A 17491-nucleotide genomic window follows, 5' to 3' on the forward strand; every position below is an offset into this window, starting at 1 on the left:
GGACAAGAAGTGGCCATCCGGCGTTCGATCGCCCCCGTCCCCCACCTGCAACAACCGTCGCGATGCCTGCTTTTGCGACCCCACCCGCCCCGGCCGCCCCTCGAAACCCGCGGGAAACAAGGTCTTGTACCCGACTTAAAACGACGGTTAGTTTAACCGCCATTCGAAGCTCGGCCTGATCACCCGGGCGACCTCAGGGCGTGTGCATGTCTCAAGGAAGGGCAATGCCATGACGCTTGACCGAGCGCGGTTTTCTCGTCGGGGTTTTCTGGGTCTGGGAGTCGCGGCGGGGGTGATCACGCTGACGGCGTGCGGCTCCGGCAGTGGGTCGGGGGATGACCCGCTGGTGATGACGGTGTGGGGCGGCGAGACCGACCGGGCGGCCTACCAGAAGCGCATCGACCTGCTGGTGAAGAAGTACCCCGAGCTGAAGGTGAAGCTCCAGCTGATCCCGTCGGACTCGTACGCGCAGAAGGTACAGACGATGATCGCGGGCGGCAGCGGCCCGGACATCATGCAGGTCGCGGAGAACGTCAACGTCTACTCCAGCAAGAACCAGCTCCGGCCGCTCGACGACCTGGCCAAGAGCGCGGGGCTGGACCTGACGCAGCGGTTCGGGACGATCGGTTCGCTGTACTCGTACGAGGACAAGGTCTACGCGATACCGGACCGCTCCGGCGCGATGATCATGTACTACAACAAGACGCTGTTCGAGAAGAAGGGCATCAAGGCCCCCACGGCGCAGTGGACTTGGGACGACACCCTCGACGCGTTCAAGGAGCTCACAGAGAAGGGCAAGACCTGGGGATACGGCGGCGCGGGCTGGTGGCCCGTGTGGTGGAGCCTGGCGTACCAGAACGGCGGCGCGATCATCGACGCCGACGGGAAGCCGACGGCGGACAGTGACGAGGTCGTCGAGGCGCTGCAGTGGGCGGGCGACCTGCTCTTCAAGCACGGCGTGACACCGTCGAAGGCCGAGTACGCCGACATGGGCACGGACGTCGGCGGCGACCAGGCCTTCGCGGCCGGCACGGTCGCGGTGAGCACCACCGGGTTCTGGGCCATCGCCGGCCAGGCGAAGTCCACGTTCGAGTGGGACATCGCCCCGATGTGGCGCGGCAAGCAGCAGGCCGTGTCGTCCTTCGGAAGCGGTCTCGCCATCTCCCGCACCGCGAAGAACCCGACGAACGCCTTCAAGGCGATCGACTTCCTCACCTCTCCCGAGGCCCAGCAGCAGATCATCGCCACCGCCGAGGATGTACCGGCCAACCTGGAGGTGCAGAAGAGCGAGGCGTTCCTCAAGCCGGCCTGGATGAAGACCCCGCTGAGCATGGAGGTGTTCGCCGAGTCCAGCGAGTTCCTCTTCAAGGCGCCGTTCATCCCCGAGTGGAACGAGATGCAGGCGGCGATCGACACCACCACCGCCGACTTCTGGCTCGGCAAGGAGAAGAGCGCCAAGAAGGTTCTCACCGCGCTCCAGAAGAGCCTGGAATCCGTCGTCAAGTCCGCGGGATGACCCACGATGGCCATGACGAAGCTGCGGCGCCGTGAGGCGCTCTCGTTCTACCTGTTCGTCTCACCCTGGGTGATCGGCTTCCTCGCCTTCCTGCTCGGGCCGATGATCTCGTCGATCTACTTCTCGATGACGGACTGGGACTCCTTCACCCCGCCCAAGTGGGTCGGCCTGGACAACTACGTCAAGCTGCTGACCAAGGACCCCGTGTTCTGGAAGGCCCTGGGCAACACCCTTCACTACGCGGCCATTTCGGTCCCGTTCGGCCTGCTGGTCGGGCTGTGGCTGGCCAACCTGCTCAACAAGCAGGTCCGCGCCCGCAAGTTGTTCCGCACGCTGATCTATCTGCCCACCCTGGTCCCCCTGGTGGCCGCCTCGATGGCTTTCCGGGTGGTGCTCGCCCCGTCGGGTCCGCTCAACGACGCACTGGGGTGGATCGGGATCAAGGGGCCGCAGTGGCTGCTGGACCCGAGCTGGGTGAAGTACGCGCTGATCCTGCTGTCGCTGTGGGGCGCCGGCAGCGCGACCGTCCTGCTGCTCGCCGCCATGAAGGGCATTCCGCGGGAGCTGTACGAGGCGGCCGAGATCGACGGCGCGGGACCGGTGCGACAGTTCTGGAGCATCACGGTGCCGCAGCTGACCCCGGTCATCTTCTTCAACCTGGTGATGGGGCTGATCGCGGCGTTCCAGATCTTCTCGCAGGTGTACATCCTCACCCCGAAGGCCTTCCAGCCCGGCACCTACAACGCCAGCCAGACCACGGTGCCGTACCTCTTCGACCAGGCCTTCTCCTACTACCACATGGGCTACGCCTCGGCGATCTCATGGCTGCTGTTCGCCGTGATCCTGGTGTTCACCCTGGTGGCCTTCCGCACCACCCGCCGCTGGGTGTTCTACGAGACCGAGGTGAAGTGATGGCGACCCTCGCGCCCACCGTCGCACCGCAGCAGGGCGAGCCGCTTCCCGAGGACGAGGAGCACCCGGAGGGACCGCCTCGCGTCCTGAGGGTCTTCAGGGCGACGCCGTTCACCTACGCGACCCTGATCGTGGTGTCGGCGGTCCTCTCGATCCCGCTGGTGTTCGCCGTGTCGATCTCCTTGTCGAGCGACCATACGGTCACCACCAACACGTTCTCGATCTTCCCGCACGAGTTCGAGTGGCGTAACTTCACCCGGGTGTTCGGCAGCGATCTGCCGATGGGCCGGTTCCTGGTCAACTCGCTGATCATCTCGCTGGGTTCGGTCATCGGCCAGATGGTGTCGAGCGGCCTGGTCGGGTACGCCTTCGCGCGGCTGCGGGCTCCCGGCAAGAACGTGATGTTCCTGATCGTCATCGCCACGATGATGATCCCGACGCAGATCACGATGATCCCGCAGTTCATCCTGTTCAAGGACCTGGGCTGGGTGAACACCTATCTGCCGCTGATCGTGCCGAACTTCTTCTCCAACGCCTTCAACGTCTTCCTGGTCAGGCAGTTCGTCTCCCGCCTGCCCAGTGAGCTCGACGAGGCGGCCATGGTGGACGGGCTCGGGTTCTTCGGCATCTACCGGCGCATCATGCTCCCGATGCTGTGGCCCGTGCTGATCGCGATCGGCATCTTCACCCTCACGTACAACTGGGGTGACTTCATGGGGCCGTTGATCTACCTCAACGACGAGTCGAAGATGCCCCTCGCCCTGGGCGTGCAGTACATCACCACCACCGCCGTGGCCGGCCAGCCGCCGCCGTGGAACCTGGTGATGGTCGGCTCGATCCTCCTCACGCTGCCGATGATCGCCGTCTACTACCTGGGCCAGCGGTACCTGTACGAGATGGACATCAGCGGCGGAAGCGCGGGAGTCAAGTGAGTCACCCCACGACAGTCGGCACCGGCGTCGCCCTCGACGCCCGGGGCATCCGCACCGAGGGCGGCCCCCGGGTCGTGCTGTGCGCCTCCTTGTTCTACTTCCGCCTGCCGAGGGAGCAGTGGCGCGCCCGGCTCGAACAGGTCCGGAACTCCGGCTACACCTGCGTGGACGTCTATCTGCCGTGGAACTTCCACGAAACGGCGCCCGGACGCTGGGACTTCGAGGGCCGGCGCGACGTGGCGGCCTTCCTGGACCTCGCGCGGGAGGCCGGGCTGTACGTCATCGCACGGCCGGGTCCCTACATCTGCTCCGAGTGGGACGGCGGCGCGCTGCCGGCCTGGCTGGGCCTCGACCCCGACCTGCGCGTACGGCAGCACGAGCCGCGCTACCTCGCCCAGGTCACCGCCTGGTTCGACCAGGTGCTACCGCTGCTCGCCGAGCGCCAGCACCCGGCCGACGGCCCTGTTCTGATGGTGCAGTTGGAGAACGAGCTGGACTTCTTCGACTGCGACGACCGCACCGGATATCTCACCGCCCTGCGCGACCAGGCGATCCGCCACGGCATCACCGTGCCGCTGATCGCCTGCTCCGGGCAGGGCGACATCGAAGGAGCCACCGGCAACGTCCCCGGTGTCGTACCGGCGTGCAACTTCTACCCGGACGACGACTCCCCGGACATCGAGCCCGAAGTCCGGCGCTACACCGCGGCGTTGGCGGAACGCGACCTGCCTCTGCTGATCACCGAGACCAACCGGCGCCACCGCACCCTGCGGCGGCTTCTGGCGAGCGGCGCATCGTTGATCGCGCCCTATCTCCAGTCATCCGGCTGGAACTTCGGGTACACGCCGTCCACGGGGAACTGGGGTGACCCCGGCAACTTCATGAGTCACGGCTACGACTTCGGCGGCTACGTCTCCTCCACCGGCGCCGAACGCCCCGAGTACGCCCAGGGGCAGCTGCTGGCCCGGGTCGTCGACACCCTGGGCCCCCAACTCGCCCTGGCCGTTTCGGCGTTGCCCCGGGTCCCGGTGACGGCGGACTTCCCGACCAGTTCGTCGCCGTCCGCCCTGGACCTCGACGGGGGCGGCCAGTTGATCGCCGTACCCCATATGGGCAGCACCTCCGGCACCGCCGTCGTGAACGGTGTGCCCGTCGCCGTCGCCCCCGACTCGTGTCCGCTGATGCTGGTGGACGTACCCCTCCGGCCATGGGGCCACGACGGGACGCTCACCCTCGCGTCGGCGGATCTCGTCGCGGCGTCCGACGGCGTGCTGACGTTCTCCTCCGAGGTGCCGGTCACCGTCGTCCTGGCGGAAACCCTGGTCGAGATCCCGGCGCCGGTGGCCGGCGTGCCCGGGCGGGCGACGGTGGACGGGCTGGCCCTCGTCGCGCTGGCGCCGGAGGACGCCGTACGTCTGCGGGCGACGGACCGTGACGGCGCGGTGCACCTGACCGACGCGCCGTCCGCACGGAACGCGACGCCGCCCGTTGCCGTACGTGAGGTGCGGCGGCGGGTGACGGCGGCGCCCGAGAAGCCGGAGGGGAGCCACGAACTGCCGCCGCCGCTGGAGGCGTTGGGGGTGTACCGCGGGCGTGGGAGCTACCGGACCACGGCCGATCTGACCGGTGTCGACGAGCTGCTGCTCGTCGGTGCGGCGGACATCGTCGACCTGTCGATCGGTGGGCGGACGCATCCGACGATCGCCGGGTTCGGTGCGGCCGAGCGGATCGACGTCCGTGAGGCGACCGGCCGCGTGGACGTCGAGGCCGTCGTGGAGATCTGGGGGCACGCCAACTTCGACGACGCGCGACTCCCGGCCCTGCGCCTGGGCGCGCTGCGGGGACTTGGCGCGCTGTGGGCGGTCCGGGAGCTGACGGACGTGTCCGCCCTGTGGTCGGTGGACGGTCACTGGACGGGTCGACCAGCACCTCTGCGGAAGCTCGGCGGGTGGAGCAGCACCCGTGTCGGCGTGCCCGTCACCTACACGCGCGAGATCGGGTCGGCCGGCGCGTCGGCGTTGTGTCTGCGGGGTGTGGTCGAGCCGCTGCGGGTGAGCGTGGACGGCGGCGAGCCGCGGACCGTCCATGCCGAGGATCCCTGGGTGCTGTTGCCCGCCGGGAGACACCAGGTCTCTGTCACGCTGCCCCACCACCCGAGCGGCGGGGGCCTGCGGGCCGAGTTGCTCGACCTGGAGCCGGTGACGGACTGGTCGTGCGCCGCCCAGGACGACGATCTGCTGACCGGGTTCGCCACCGCGGCCGATGCCTCACAAGGGCAGGTCGTCCGGCTGCCGCTGGCCCTGGAGCCGGGGGAAGAGGTGTGGCTGGACTTCGACCTGCCTGCTTCCGAGCACGGCCGTCTGGTGCGGCTGGAGGGATCGCAGATCCGGGTGACCGGATGGTCCGCCGGGGAGTGCGTGGGCCGGGTCTGGATCGGCGACCGACCGGCGTTCTCCGGCGGAGAATCGAACATACTCTGGATCCCGCCCGGCTGGTCCGGTCTGACCTTACTGGTGAGGGGCGCAGCAGGATCGGGCGATCCAGGTCTCGATAAGCTGTGGCTGGAGTCTTCTGACAACTGAAGGAGCATGGTGGCGCGGCGCACGGCCCGTGATCTTCGCAGCGAGAACCGCTTCAAGGTTCTGCACGCTTTGTTCGAACTCGGGCCGTCCACCCGCCAGGAACTCGCCCGGCACACGGAGCTCAGTCCGGCGACCGTGGCGACCCTGGTCACCGAGTTCCTGTCCGAAGGCGTCCTGCGGATCTCGGACGTGGAGCGCAACACCGGGGGACGCCCGCAGGAGCGGCTCACCATCGACCCCGAACGCGGCCGCATCGTCGGCGTCGACGTGGCCGAGACCTACGTCGACGCCACGCTGTACGACCTCGCGCTCGGCGTGCTCGGCCACGGCGAGGTCGCGCTGGACGAGGAGGAGAACGACCCCGCCTACGTCATCGACGGGATCGTTCGTGCCGTCGAGGCCGCGGTCGGGGCCGGCGACCTCGACCGTGAGCGCATCATCGGCGTCGGGGTCAGCATGCCAGGACATGTGCATCCCGACGCGGGCGCCTCGGTCTTCGCACCCAACTGGGACTGGCACGACGTCCCCGTCGAGAAGATGCTGGAGGAAATCCTCCCGGTCCCGGTGTACGTCGACAACCCCCTCAAGGCGGTCGTCCTGTCCGAGATGTGGTTCGGCGTGGGGAGCGTCGTGGACAGCATGGCCGTCGTCAACCTCGGCACCGGTGTCGGCGCCGGTATCGCCATCGACGGGTCCCTGATCCGTGGCACCACCAACAACGCCGGTGAATGGGGCCACACGCTGCTCCAGTTGGACGGCAGGCAGTGCCGTTGCGGCCGGCGGGGCTGCGTCGAGGCGTACATCGGCGCCCCCGGTCTGCGCACCACCCTCGCCGAGATCGCTCCGGAGCACCCCACGCTACGGCAGTCCCGTCAGCGCGACTTCGTGGTGGCGGTCGCCGACGGCCTCGCCGCGGAGGATCCGGCGCTGTCCGCGCTGGCCCTGCGAACCTCGCGTTACCTCGCCGCGGCGCTCGGGGACCTGGTCAACCTTCTCAACGTCCCGCATGTGGCCCTCACCGGCTGGGCGTCCGAGGCCCTGGCCGAATGGCTCGTGCCCGCCGTGCGCGAGGAGCTCCCCCGGCATGTCATGCCCGGCTCCCTGTCGGCCCTCACCGTCGAGCCCTCCCAGGTTTCGGGCAACGCCGTCGCCCTCGGCATGGCGGCCTTCACACTCCAGCAGTTCCTCGACCGACTCGGCCTGGCCGGCCCGGCCGGGACGCGGCCACGGCAGGATCCGGAGCAATTCAACTGAGCTCTGGTGCGGGGGCCGTGAGGGGTACCCACGGCCGCCCCGCGCCATCAGAAGGTCCTACCGCCCTCGCGCCTGCTCCAGGTTCGACCGGTGGATTCCGAAGAGCCAGTCCGCATGCGGCCCCAGACGCGCGTCGACGGGCTCCTCTCCTCGCCGGAGCGCGTCGATGTAGGCACGATCGGCGGCGAGACGCGCCGCCACCTGGGGACCCTCGGCGACGGCGCCGTGGCCCGGGACCACGACATCGACGTGCCTGGCGGCCTCGTCCAGCCGCTCGAGTGCCCTCTCGTAGGCGCCCACCTGATCGTCCTGGCGAACGTCGAAGAGCGGGATCAGGATGTCGGAGAGCATGTCGCCGGCGAGCAGGACGCCACGGTCCGCGAGGAGGATCGCGGCGTGGCCGACAGCGTGCGCCTGATGCTCGATGATCTCGCCGGGCACGGTTCCGCCGTCCGCGGGCAGCGGGGTGACGAGCCCGACCACCTCCAGAGGGACGCCCGACGCGCTCTCCGCCGCCATCGCCTGCGCCCGCTCCCGTGCTTCACCGGCCACGTGCGCGGCGGCGGGGGTGGCGTAGCGCGGTACCTCGCCGAACCGGGGGTGCCAGAGCAGGTGGTCCCAGTGCGGATGGGTACAGAACCCGGCGACCACCGGGATACCGAGCTGGTCCACGGCATCGGCGAGCTGGTCCAACTCGGAGCCGTTGATGCCGGGATCGATCAGGACCAACCCGTCCTCCCCGCGCACCACGACGGAATTGCTCCAGACCCACTCGCTCTGTCGGACCCAGACACCGTCGGCCACCTCATTCAGCTTGTCCATCTCACTCCCATCGGGTTGGCTACGGTACTGAGACTGCGATCCGCAGCCGAATTCATCGCTTCCCGCGCCGGATGGGCGCGATGTTGTGGTCGAGGTGACGAGGACGTCGTCGCCGACGTGGCCATCCAGCAGCTGCTCGACACCGACGTACGTTCGCGAGACCGACGACCATGTGATCGCCGTACTCTCCGAACGCAGGCCAGGTCCACCTCACGGTGACAGGCAACGGCGTCGCCATCCCGCCCGCGGGCCCGCCGCAACATCGCCGAGCGAGCCGAACAGCTCGGCGGTCCGGAGTCGAGCGGTCCCGCGGGCCGGAGTGCCAGGCTGGTGAGGTGGGTGCCGGTGCCCACCACTCGGGACTCTGGGTGAAGTCGGCTGCTCAGGACACCGGCCTGCATGACCATCCGCTACGGCAGTCGCCACTCCACCGGCTGCGCGCCCTGCCGCACGAGCAGGTCGTTGGCCCGGCTGAAGGGCCGCGAGCCGAAGAAGCCCCGGTCCGCCGACATCGGGGAGGGATGAGCGGACTCGATCGACGGCAGGTCCCCGAGCAGCGGCCGCAGATTGCGTGCGTCCCGCCCCCACAGGATCGACACCAGCGGGGTACCGCGGGCCGCCAGCGCCCGGATGGCCTGCTCGGTGACCTCCTCCCAGCCCTGACCGCGGTGTGCGCCGGGCTTGCGCGGAGCCGTGGTGAGCGCCCTGTTGAGCAGCAGCACACCCTGCTGGGTCCACGGGGTCAGATCGCCGTTCGACGGCCGGGGCAGCCCCAGGTCGGAGTGCATCTCGCGGAAGATGTTCTCCAGGCTGCCCGGCAGCGACCGCACCTCGGGCGCCACCGCGAAACTCAGCCCGATGGCCATGCCCGGCGTGGGATAGGGGTCCTGACCCACGATCAGGACCCGTACGTCGTCGAAGGGCTGCTGGAAGGCCCTCAGGACGTTCGCCCCGGAGGGGAGATAGGTCCGGCCCGCCGCTATCTCGGCCCGCAGGAAGTCCCCCATCGCGGCGATGCGTTCGGCCACAGGCTCAAGAGCCTTCGCCCAGCCTGCTTCAACAAGTTCATGCAAGGGTCGTGGTGCCACGACGCGTCACTCTACTGGCACCCACTGACACCCTGCGTACGTGGGGAAGGCTCACGCAGGGGCCAGGCCCCGGGCGCTACTCTTCCTCCTCATCGAGGTCTTCGAGCCGGTCGAGCAGATCACGCTGATCGGGCGACCGGGAAGGAGGAGAGCTTGTTCCGTCCAGTGCTCACCCACCCCTCCCCCACGTCGATGGACCGGCGTCTCCCGTGACCGGTGGGACGGAGGAAGGGTTCCTCGCCGTCGACTCCGGCGGCTCCGGACTACGGGTGGTCGTCGGCGCCCCGGGGCGGGGTTGCACGGCTCCGCGGGAGTCGCGGGTGCCGGTGCGGACCGGGCCGCGCGGGATCGAACCGGGGCACCTCATGGAGCAACTGGTGCCCATGGTCCGGGCGTTGATCCCGGAGGCGGGAGTGACCGGGCTCGGTACCGCCGTCATCGGGGCGGCCGGCCTCGCGACGCTTGGCGATGCCCTGCGGGCCGAACTTCCCGGCGCGCTGGCACGGGAGTTCGGGGTCCGGACCGTCGCGCTCGTCGCGGACGCGGTGACCGCGTACACCGGTGCTCTCGGGTCGCGGCCCGGCGCGGTGGTCGCCGCCGGGACCGGCCTGATCGCGATCGGCACCGACCTGAAGCACTGGCGCCGTGCGGACGGCTGGGGTCATCTGCTGGGCGACTGCGGGAGCGGCGCGTGGATCGGGCGGGCCGGGCTGGAGGCCGCGTTGCGGGCCCACGACGGCCGGCCCGGGGGCTCGACTGCGCTGCTGGCCCTGGCCGAGGAGGCGTTCGGACCGGCGCGTGAGCTGCCCGGCAGGCTGTACCCGCGCACGGACCGGCCCGCCGTCCTCGCCTCGTTCGCGCCGCACGTGGCGGCCTGCGCCGACGGCGATCCGGTCGCCGACGGCATCCTGCGCGAGGCGGCCCGGCACATGGCCGAGTCGGCGGCCGCGGTCTGCCCGGCGGGGGGTGAGACGCATGTCAGTCTCACCGGTGGCCTGTTCAGGTTGGGTGCCGCCCTCGTCGTACCGCTGGAGGAGGAGCTGGGCCGACGGCTGCCGCACGCTCGGCAGGTCGCGGCGGCGGGCGGGCCGTTGGAGGGATCGATACAGATCGCCTCAGAACTGGCGGGAGGTTCGCTCACCCTGCCGAGTGACGAATCGATGCTGTACGTGGTGACCCCAAAGAGGGGCTGAAGCGGACGTAACTCATCAGACAAATCCGGACGGATACCGCTCACCTGCACCCTCCCCGAACAGGGGAGCCCCGGAAGCCAGTAACATGCGTCGCCATGAGCTCCCCCACTGGGCCCGCGTCCGGCCTGCCAGTACGAATGCCGCGACCTCGCCAGCCCGGGCGGCACCGCCGACCCGAGCCCCTGGCGGCTCCCGAGGGCGCGCCCGCGCTCGTCCTCGCGGTCCCGGGTACGCCCGGTGCCGCTACGCGCAGCCTCGCCGAGGAGGTCGTGAGCATCGCCCGCTCCGAGCTGCCCGGCCTCGACGCCCGGATCGGGTACCTCGACGGGGACGACTCGGAGTTCCCCACGCTCCAGGCCGTACTGACGCATGCCGCCGAGGAGCGTACCGCGCGTTACGAGCAGGCCAGGGCCGCCGGGATGGATGTCAGGGAGCCCGAGGGCCCGGTGGCCGTCGTGGTGCCGCTGCTCGCCGGTCCGGACAGCGCGCTGCTGCGCCGGATCCGCCAGGCCGTGATGGACAGCCGGATCGCGGCCGACCTCACCGATGTGCTGGGCCCGCACCCGCTGCTCGCCGAGGCGCTGCACGTACGGCTGTCGGAGGCCGGGCTGGCCCGCGCCGACCGCGCCCGGCTGTTCACCGTGGCGACGGCCGCGGACGGCATCGTCCTGGCCGCCGTGGGCGGCGAGGAGGCCGTGCAGGCGGCCGGGATCACCGGCATGCTGCTTGCCGCGCGCCTCGCCGTGCCGGTGATGGCGGCGGCGCTCGACCAGGACGGCTCGATCGCGTCCATCGCCGACCAGCTGCGGACCTCCGGTTCGCAGCAGCTGGCGCTCGCGCCGTACCTGATAGGGCCCGAGATCGATCCGGCCGTCATCGAGGAGGCGGCGAAGGAGGCCGGCTGCTCCGCCGCCGAGCCGCTCGGCCCCTACCCGGCGATCGGCAAGCTCGCCCTCGCCAAGTACACGACCGCGCTGGGCATCGCCCCGCAGCAGACGCAGGGCGCTCCGGTGCGCTGACCGCGCGACCCGCGACGCCGAAAGGGCCCGCTCCAGGCATGGGAGCGGGCCCTTCGGCATGTCGGGGTACTTGGTTCAGTCGAAGATCACGCAGGACGCGGCCGGTACCTCGATCGAGCCCTCGTAGCGGGGCAGGCCCGTGTCCGGGTCCACGGCGAACCAGTTCACCTCGCCGGAGCGTTCGTTCGCGACGTACAGGAATCCGCCGGCCTGGGCGAGCGCCCTGGGCCACTCGCCGCCGCAGAACACCGTGCCGACCAGTCTCAGGGCGTCGCCCTCGACGGCGAACGTGGACAGGACGTCCTCGCCGCGGGTGGCGGTCCATACGAAGCGGCCGTCGGGGGACGTGACGACGCCTGACGGGTACGCGTCGCCCGAGGGAGCGCCCGCGAGCACATGGGCCTCGCTCAGGGGCTTCAGGGAGCCCTGCTCGGCGTCCCAGCGGCATGTTGTGACGGTCGGGGTGAGCTCATTGAGAACGTAGGCACGGGTGCCGTCGGGGTGGAAGGCCAGGTGGCGCGGGCCGGAACCGGGGCGCAGGGCGATCTCCCGGTGCACGTCGAGCGTGCCGTCGGTCAGGGTGCACACCCGTACCGAGTCCGTGCCGAGGTCGACGCTGACGATCCACCGCCCGCTCGGGTCGGGCTGCACCTGGTGGGCGTGCGGGCCCTGCTGACGGGACGGGTGCGGGCCCCCTCCGGCGTGCCGGAGCACGCCGGAGGGGGCGTCGGCGAGGGAGCCGTCGGCGCGCAGGGGCGTGGCGGTGACGCTGCCGGAGCCGTAGTTGGCGGTCAGGACGTGTCCGGCGTGCACGGCGAGGTGGGTGGGCCCGTTCCCGTCCACCGGCACCGGCGGGCCGGTCGGCGAGGGCCTGTCGCCGGTCACCCGGTACGCGGCCACCGCGCCCTCGGCCGTCTCACTGACCGCGTACACCATGTCCCCGCGGGCCGACAGGGCCAGATACGACGGATCGGGTACGCCGTTCAGGGCACCCAGCACCTTCAGCGCACCCGTGTCCGGGGTCACGGCCGCCGTCACGATGCCGGGGCCTCCGGCCGCCGTGAACGACCCGATGTAGGCCCGTCGCCGCCGCTCGCCGCCGTCTGCCACCGGTCGTCCCCTCTCGGTCGTGTGCCGTTCGGGGCGACGGTAGCAGTCGATCACCAGCGGTCTAGACCATCCTCGGTCAAATTCACCGGGCCGTCACGGACACGGCGGCACGGGGACAGGCGCCCACCAACGGCGATCCGGACGGCGTGCGCAGCGGTGCCGCCGGCTCCGCCAGAGCCCGCAGGCCACCCCTTCGAAGAGCACAGCCCGGAGACCGGTCGCCTCGCCCGGTGGGCGGGCCGGAGCCCGACGCCGGCCCGAGGACGCCGACCCGTCCGGATGGCGGACATCCCGGCTGCGCGCCCAGCGATACGCCTCGGTCTACTTTCCGAGCATCAACCTCACCGCCGAACTCTCCCACGCACTCGTCCTGTTGGTGGGCGCGCACCGGGTGGTGTCCGCCCCGCAGGGCCACGCGGTCCGAGCCACGCGGCTGCCGCGCGCCACGGTGTCCGCGCTCCTCGGGCAGCGGAACGCAGCCCGATCCGCCTGAAGGCCACGGTCCACGAGCCGTGCGGGCCGGGAGCCGGTTCGCCCAGGGCGCGGCTGCGGGCTCTGCGCCGCAGCCGGGCATGTCGCCCTGAGCCCGGTCCCGGACCGCGCACGGCCTCGGACCGGTCACCGTCCGAGGCCGGTCATGGGAGGTGGGTCGTGAACCGTGTCGGGCCGCAGTCGACCTACAGCTCAGCCCGACGGACTTCGGAGCCGACCCCGGCCCGACACGATCCGGGCCGGCCTGGCACGACTCGCACCCGTCCCCCGGCCCCAGCCCGCCCTACGGCCGCGCCCCGTACGAGGGCTTCGGGGCCGGCTGGATGTTCTGGTTCAGCCGGAACACGTTCTCCGGGTCCCGGTCCGCCTTGATGCGGGCGAGGCGCTCGTAGTTGCCGCGGTAGCTGGCGCGGACGCGTTCCTGGCCCTCGTCCATCATCATGTTGACGTAGGCGCCGCCCGCCGAGTACGGGTGCAGCGCGTCGAAGTAGTCGACGGTCCACCGCTTGATCAGCTCGGCGTTGGCCGGGTCCGGGTCGACGCCCGCGAAGACGGAGGCCCAGTTGGCGTGGCGGTAGGCCCAGGGGGTCTCGTCCTGGCCCACGTCGTGGGCGGCGCCGTCGATCGGGTAGAGGTGCACGGTCGACTGCATGGTCGGCACCTCAGCGCCGTACTTGGCGTGCAGCTGGACCGCGTCGTCCGGGATGGTCTCGACGAAGTCGGCCCGCCAGTACCACTGGTGGCCGGGCGGGTAGAGCCCGTCGAACATGGACTGGAGGTCGGGGTGCTGCATGGCCATGGGGGCGTGCAGCAGCGGCTCCGGCAGAGCGTCGAGCAGCGGGGCCATCGCACGCGCGGCGGCCTCGGTGTCGTCGCCCGTCCAGCACCACACCACGCCCGCCGTCTTGCGGAGCTGGATCTCCTCGGGGAACGGCGGAGCCGGCGGGACGGTGCCGTACAGGAAGAACCCGCCGAGCTCGCGGGGCGCGTCCAGGATGAAGTCCCGGTAGGCGGAGAGCACTTCGGCGCTCACCTCGACGGGCCAGAAGGTCGGGCCGGCGATCACCGTGCTGATCTCGTGCAGCCGGAAGACGAACGAGGTCACGACACCGAAGTTGCCGCCGCCGCCCCGGATCGCCCAGAACAGGTCGCTGTTCTCGTCGGCGCTCGCCCGCACCTTGCGGCCGTCGGCGAGGACGACGTCGGCCTCCAGCAGGTTGTCGATGGTCAGCCCGCACCTGCGGGTCAGATGACCGAGCCCGCCGCCGGTGGTGATGCCGCCGACGCCGGTCGTGGAGACGATGCCGCTGGGCGTGGCCAGGCCGTGCGCGTTGGTGGCGCGGTCCACCTCGCCCCAGACGCAGCCGCCGCCGACCCGCACGGTACGGGCCTCGGGGTCGACCTGGACGTCCTTCAGGGGTGACAGGTCGGCGACCACTCCCCCGTCGACGGTGCCGAGCCCGGCGCCGTGGTGGCCGCCGCCCCGCACCGCGAGCGGCAGGCTGTGGGCGCGGGCGAAGCCGATCGTGCGGGCCACCGCGTCCGCGTCGGCACAGCGGGCGACGAGGGCGGGGCGTTTGTCGATCATCGCGTTGTAGACGGTACGGGCCTCCTGGTAGCCGGTGTCCTCGGGGCCGATCAACTCTCCGGTGAACGCCGTCAGTTCCCGGCGGGCGGCGTGGGCTGGTGTGCTGGACATACAGTCCCCCGTTTTCGAATCGGGTCGATTCGCCCGTTCTACTCGCGTCGCACGGAAGCGGACATCCGTGACGGTCACCCAGCTCGGCGCCCCGGGATACCTACGTTTGCGAGCCGTCGGGCAGCAGTCCCAGCTCCGCCGCGCGTACGGCCGCCTGTCGTCGGCCCGGCGCGTCGACCTTGTCGAGTACGGCCCGCACATGGTTGTCGATCGTGCGGACCGACACGACGAGCCGGGCGGCGATCTCCGCGTTGGTCAGCCCTTCGGCCAGCAACCGGATGACCTGGAGCTGGCGTTCGGTGAGCCCGGCGGGGTTCTCGCGGGTCGCCGCGAGGGGGCCGCGCGGGATGCGGCGCACTCCGAGCCGCCGTAGCTCGACGCGCAGCAGCCGGGCGGCCGGCTCGGCGCCCAGTGCGTCGAAGGCGGCGAGGGCCGCCAGTTTGTCGGCGGGGTCCGGGCTCTCGGCGAGCGCGGCGGCTTGTTCGTAGGGGCATCCCGCGGCCTGCCAGAGCGCGGCGGCCCGGGCCCACTGCCCGCGCGCCTGCAACGCGTACGGATGGTCCGAGTCGTCGGGTGGGACGGGGTGGCCCGCCTTGGTGAGCCAGTAGCCGAGTTCGGGCCGGTGCGGGGCGCCGGGCAGCCGGCTCGCCTGGGCGTGGACCGGCTCCGCGGCCTCGATCACGCCCTTCACGTCTCCGCACAGCCAGGCCGCCTCCGCCCGTGCCACCGCCACCGGTCCCATGCGCTGGAGTTCCTTCGTCCCTACGGCGATGTCCCAGGCCTCGGTGAGGAGTTCGTCGACGCCGGGGCGGCCGCAGCGGGCACGGACCCGGGCGAGGACGGTCAGGGCGGGACAGCGGGCCGGGACGAAGTCGTGCATGCCGTACTCGGCGTGCTTCTCCGCGTCTCCCCAGTCGGCGGCGGCGAGCCTGCGCATGGCGAGTTCGACGTGCAGGTAGTTCAGGAAGCCCAAGTGCTCGGCGCGGTCGGCCAGTTCCATCGCCGGCGGCAGGAACGCGTCGGCCTCGTCGTACTGGAGGTTGTCGAGCAGGGTCCAGATGATGTTGGCGTAGGAGCGGCAGGCGTGCTCGACCTCGCCGGCGGCGAGCGCGACATCGAGGCTCTCCTCCAACTGGGCCCGGCCGCCGGGGTCTCCGGAGCGCCAGCGGGCGGTGCCGACGTTGTTGAGGGCGTGCGCGAGGATCGCGGGGTCGTCGGCCTTGCGGGCGAGGGCGATGGCACGCTCGCCGTGTTCGACGGCTTCGGCGTAGCGCTCGGACAGCATGCGCAGCTGGGCGGTGTTGCTGACGGCGAGGGCCAACAGCCGGTCGTCGCCCGCGTGTTCAAGGACCGCCACCGCCTCCCGGGCGGCCTCCTGTGCCTGGTCGGCGTTGCCGGCCCACCAGTGGATGCGGGACAGCCAGCGCAGGTCGGCGCCGAGGGCGAGGGTGTCGCCGAGGGCGCGGCGCAGGGCGACGGCCTCCCGTTGCGCGGCGACGGCGGCGGCCGAGTCGGCGATGGTGTAGGTCTCCACGGCGTAGCGTTCGAGCAGATCGGCGAGTTCGGCGGGGGCGTAGCGGTGCCGTTCGCGCAGCACGAGCCGGAGTTGGGCGGCGGCCTCGCGGTGGGCACCGGCCGAGGAGGCGTCGCGCGCCGCGTCGGGGCCGTAGCGGGCGACGGCGTCCCGGTCTCCGGCCTGGGCCGCGTGGTGGACGATACGGGCGGCGTCGGATCCCGGGCGGGCGACGAGGGCCGCGAGAACCGCCCGGTCGAGGCCGATACGGCGGGTGGCTGGCAGGGAGTCGGCGACGGCCCGACGGATCAACTCATGCCGGAACGCCACCCGTTCCGGGGTGACGGTGAGCAGACCGCCCTGTTCGGCGGCGGCAAGGACGGTCACCCCGTCGGTGAACAGTGCGTCGACCAGCGGGCGTTCAACGGCGGAGGGGATCACGGCGAGTTGCTCCAGGGCGTCCACGGTGGCGCCGGACAACCCCCGGAGCCGGGCCAGCACCGCGTCGACGACGGTCGGGGGCACCTTGCCGGTGCCCCCGGCCGCGACGATCTCGGCGACGAAGAAGGGGTTGCCGCCCGTGACCGCGTACACCTGGGCGGGGTCGACCCGGCCCGCGCTGAGGGTGCGTACGGCGTCCAGGGACAGCCGGGCCAGTGGCAGCCGGTGCACCCGGGATGCCCGGGACACCTGGCCGAGGAGGTGACGCAGGGGGTGTTCGCGGCTCAACTCGTCGTCGCGGTAGGTCAGGACGAGCAGGGCGGGCAGCCGCTCCACCCTCCGAACCAGGAAGCGCAGGGCGTCCAGGGAGGCCTCGTCGGCCCAGTGGACGTCCTCGACGACCAGGACCGCTCCGCGTAGTTCTTCGAGCAGTGCCTCGTGGACGCGGTGGCGGTCTCCGCCCTCCGTCAAGGCGTCGGCGAGTTCACCGTCCACGCTGCCGATCAGATCGCGGAAGGGGCCGAGGGGGCGCCGGGTGGCGAGGTCGTCGCATTCGCCGACCAGCACCCGGGTGCCGTCCGGAAGGTGCTCCGGCAGGGCTTTCACCAGGCTCGACTTGCCGATGCCGGCCTCGCCGTTGACGAGCACGACGGATCCGGCCCCGTCCGCCGCCTCCCGCGCGGCCGAGGCCATTCGCGCCAGCTCGGGCTCGCGCTCGAGGATCCCCCAATCCACGGGGCCGATTCTGCCACCGGGGGCGCCGGAACGGGCTCGTGCGCGACCGCCCGTCCGGCAAGTGCGGTGCCTCCGACCGGATCGCGGCTCCTCGATGTCCGGGACATCCGACCGGAACTGACCGCTCCAGGCCCATTGACCCTCATCAGCCTCCTGCCTATCGTCTGGCCGATGATCCGAACG

General features: G+C 71.1%; 12 protein-coding genes. 7 read left to right on the forward strand and 5 right to left on the reverse strand.

Annotated features, from left to right (window positions below; genetic code table 11):
• Positions 1-229: 229 nt before the first annotated feature.
• From ACI2L1_RS33650 to ACI2L1_RS33670, 5 genes are read left to right on the forward strand one after another with little or no spacing between them, the layout of a single operon-like run.
• Positions 230-1516: an ABC transporter substrate-binding protein gene (locus tag ACI2L1_RS33650; RefSeq protein WP_404743205.1), complete on the forward strand. Its 1287-nt coding sequence runs from the start codon at positions 230-232 to the stop codon at positions 1514-1516.
• Positions 1517-1522: 6 nt separating this feature from the next.
• Entirely contained in the window at positions 1523-2428 is a 906-nt protein-coding gene (locus ACI2L1_RS33655; protein ID WP_404743206.1) for a carbohydrate ABC transporter permease, read from the forward strand.
• Positions 2428-3360, forward strand: a complete 933-nt coding sequence (locus ACI2L1_RS33660; RefSeq protein ID WP_404743207.1) for a carbohydrate ABC transporter permease — start codon at positions 2428-2430, stop codon at positions 3358-3360. Before ACI2L1_RS33655 ends, ACI2L1_RS33660 begins: the two co-directional genes overlap by 1 nt.
• Positions 3357-5942, forward strand: a complete 2586-nt coding sequence (locus tag ACI2L1_RS33665) for a beta-galactosidase (protein WP_404743208.1) — start codon at positions 3357-3359, stop codon at positions 5940-5942. The genes ACI2L1_RS33660 and ACI2L1_RS33665 overlap by 4 nt, the downstream gene beginning before the upstream one ends.
• Positions 5943-5948: 6 nt before the next feature.
• The gene (locus ACI2L1_RS33670; protein WP_404743209.1) at positions 5949-7196 is read left to right on the forward strand and encodes an ROK family protein; all 1248 of its coding nucleotides are present in this window, start codon (positions 5949-5951) and stop codon (positions 7194-7196) included.
• 57 nt (positions 7197-7253) lie between these two features.
• Here the strand turns inward: ACI2L1_RS33670 and ACI2L1_RS33675 are convergent, their stop codons facing one another.
• On the reverse strand, positions 7254-8018 hold the full coding sequence (locus tag ACI2L1_RS33675) for an MBL fold metallo-hydrolase (RefSeq protein ID WP_404743210.1): 765 nt from the start codon (positions 8016-8018) through the stop codon (positions 7254-7256).
• A 410-nt stretch (positions 8019-8428) separates the two neighbouring features.
• Complete coding sequence (locus tag ACI2L1_RS33680; RefSeq protein ID WP_404743211.1) at positions 8429-9106, reverse strand: uracil-DNA glycosylase; 678 nt, start codon at positions 9104-9106, stop codon at positions 8429-8431.
• A 209-nt stretch (positions 9107-9315) separates the two neighbouring features.
• Between ACI2L1_RS33680 and ACI2L1_RS33685 the strand changes: the two genes are divergently transcribed.
• Positions 9316-10299 carry an N-acetylglucosamine kinase gene (locus ACI2L1_RS33685; RefSeq protein ID WP_404743212.1) on the forward strand — a complete coding sequence of 328 codons (984 nt, stop codon included), beginning with the start codon at positions 9316-9318 and terminating at the stop codon, positions 10297-10299.
• A gap of 95 nt (positions 10300-10394) precedes the next feature.
• Positions 10395-11318 carry a sirohydrochlorin chelatase gene (locus ACI2L1_RS33690; protein ID WP_404743213.1) on the forward strand — a complete coding sequence of 308 codons (924 nt, stop codon included), beginning with the start codon at positions 10395-10397 and terminating at the stop codon, positions 11316-11318.
• A gap of 75 nt (positions 11319-11393) precedes the next feature.
• Here ACI2L1_RS33690 and ACI2L1_RS33695 read toward each other — a convergent pair whose 3' ends face one another.
• The 3 genes from ACI2L1_RS33695 to ACI2L1_RS33705 all read right to left on the reverse strand — a co-directional run bounded on the left by ACI2L1_RS33695 (position 11394) and on the right by ACI2L1_RS33705 (position 17308).
• Positions 11394-12428: a lactonase family protein gene (locus ACI2L1_RS33695; protein ID WP_404743214.1), complete on the reverse strand. Its 1035-nt coding sequence runs from the start codon at positions 12426-12428 to the stop codon at positions 11394-11396.
• Between the two features lie 775 nt (positions 12429-13203).
• Positions 13204-14619, reverse strand: a complete 1416-nt coding sequence (locus ACI2L1_RS33700) for an FAD-binding oxidoreductase (protein WP_404743215.1) — start codon at positions 14617-14619, stop codon at positions 13204-13206.
• Between the two features lie 100 nt (positions 14620-14719).
• A complete protein-coding gene (locus tag ACI2L1_RS33705) occupies positions 14720-17308 on the reverse strand; it encodes an ATP-binding protein (protein ID WP_404743216.1) in 2589 nt (862 codons plus the stop codon).
• Positions 17309-17491: the final 183 nt, after the last annotated feature.

The organism is Streptomyces sp. NPDC019531 (assembly GCF_044903305.1).
GTDB lineage: Bacteria > Actinomycetota > Actinomycetes > Streptomycetales > Streptomycetaceae > Streptomyces.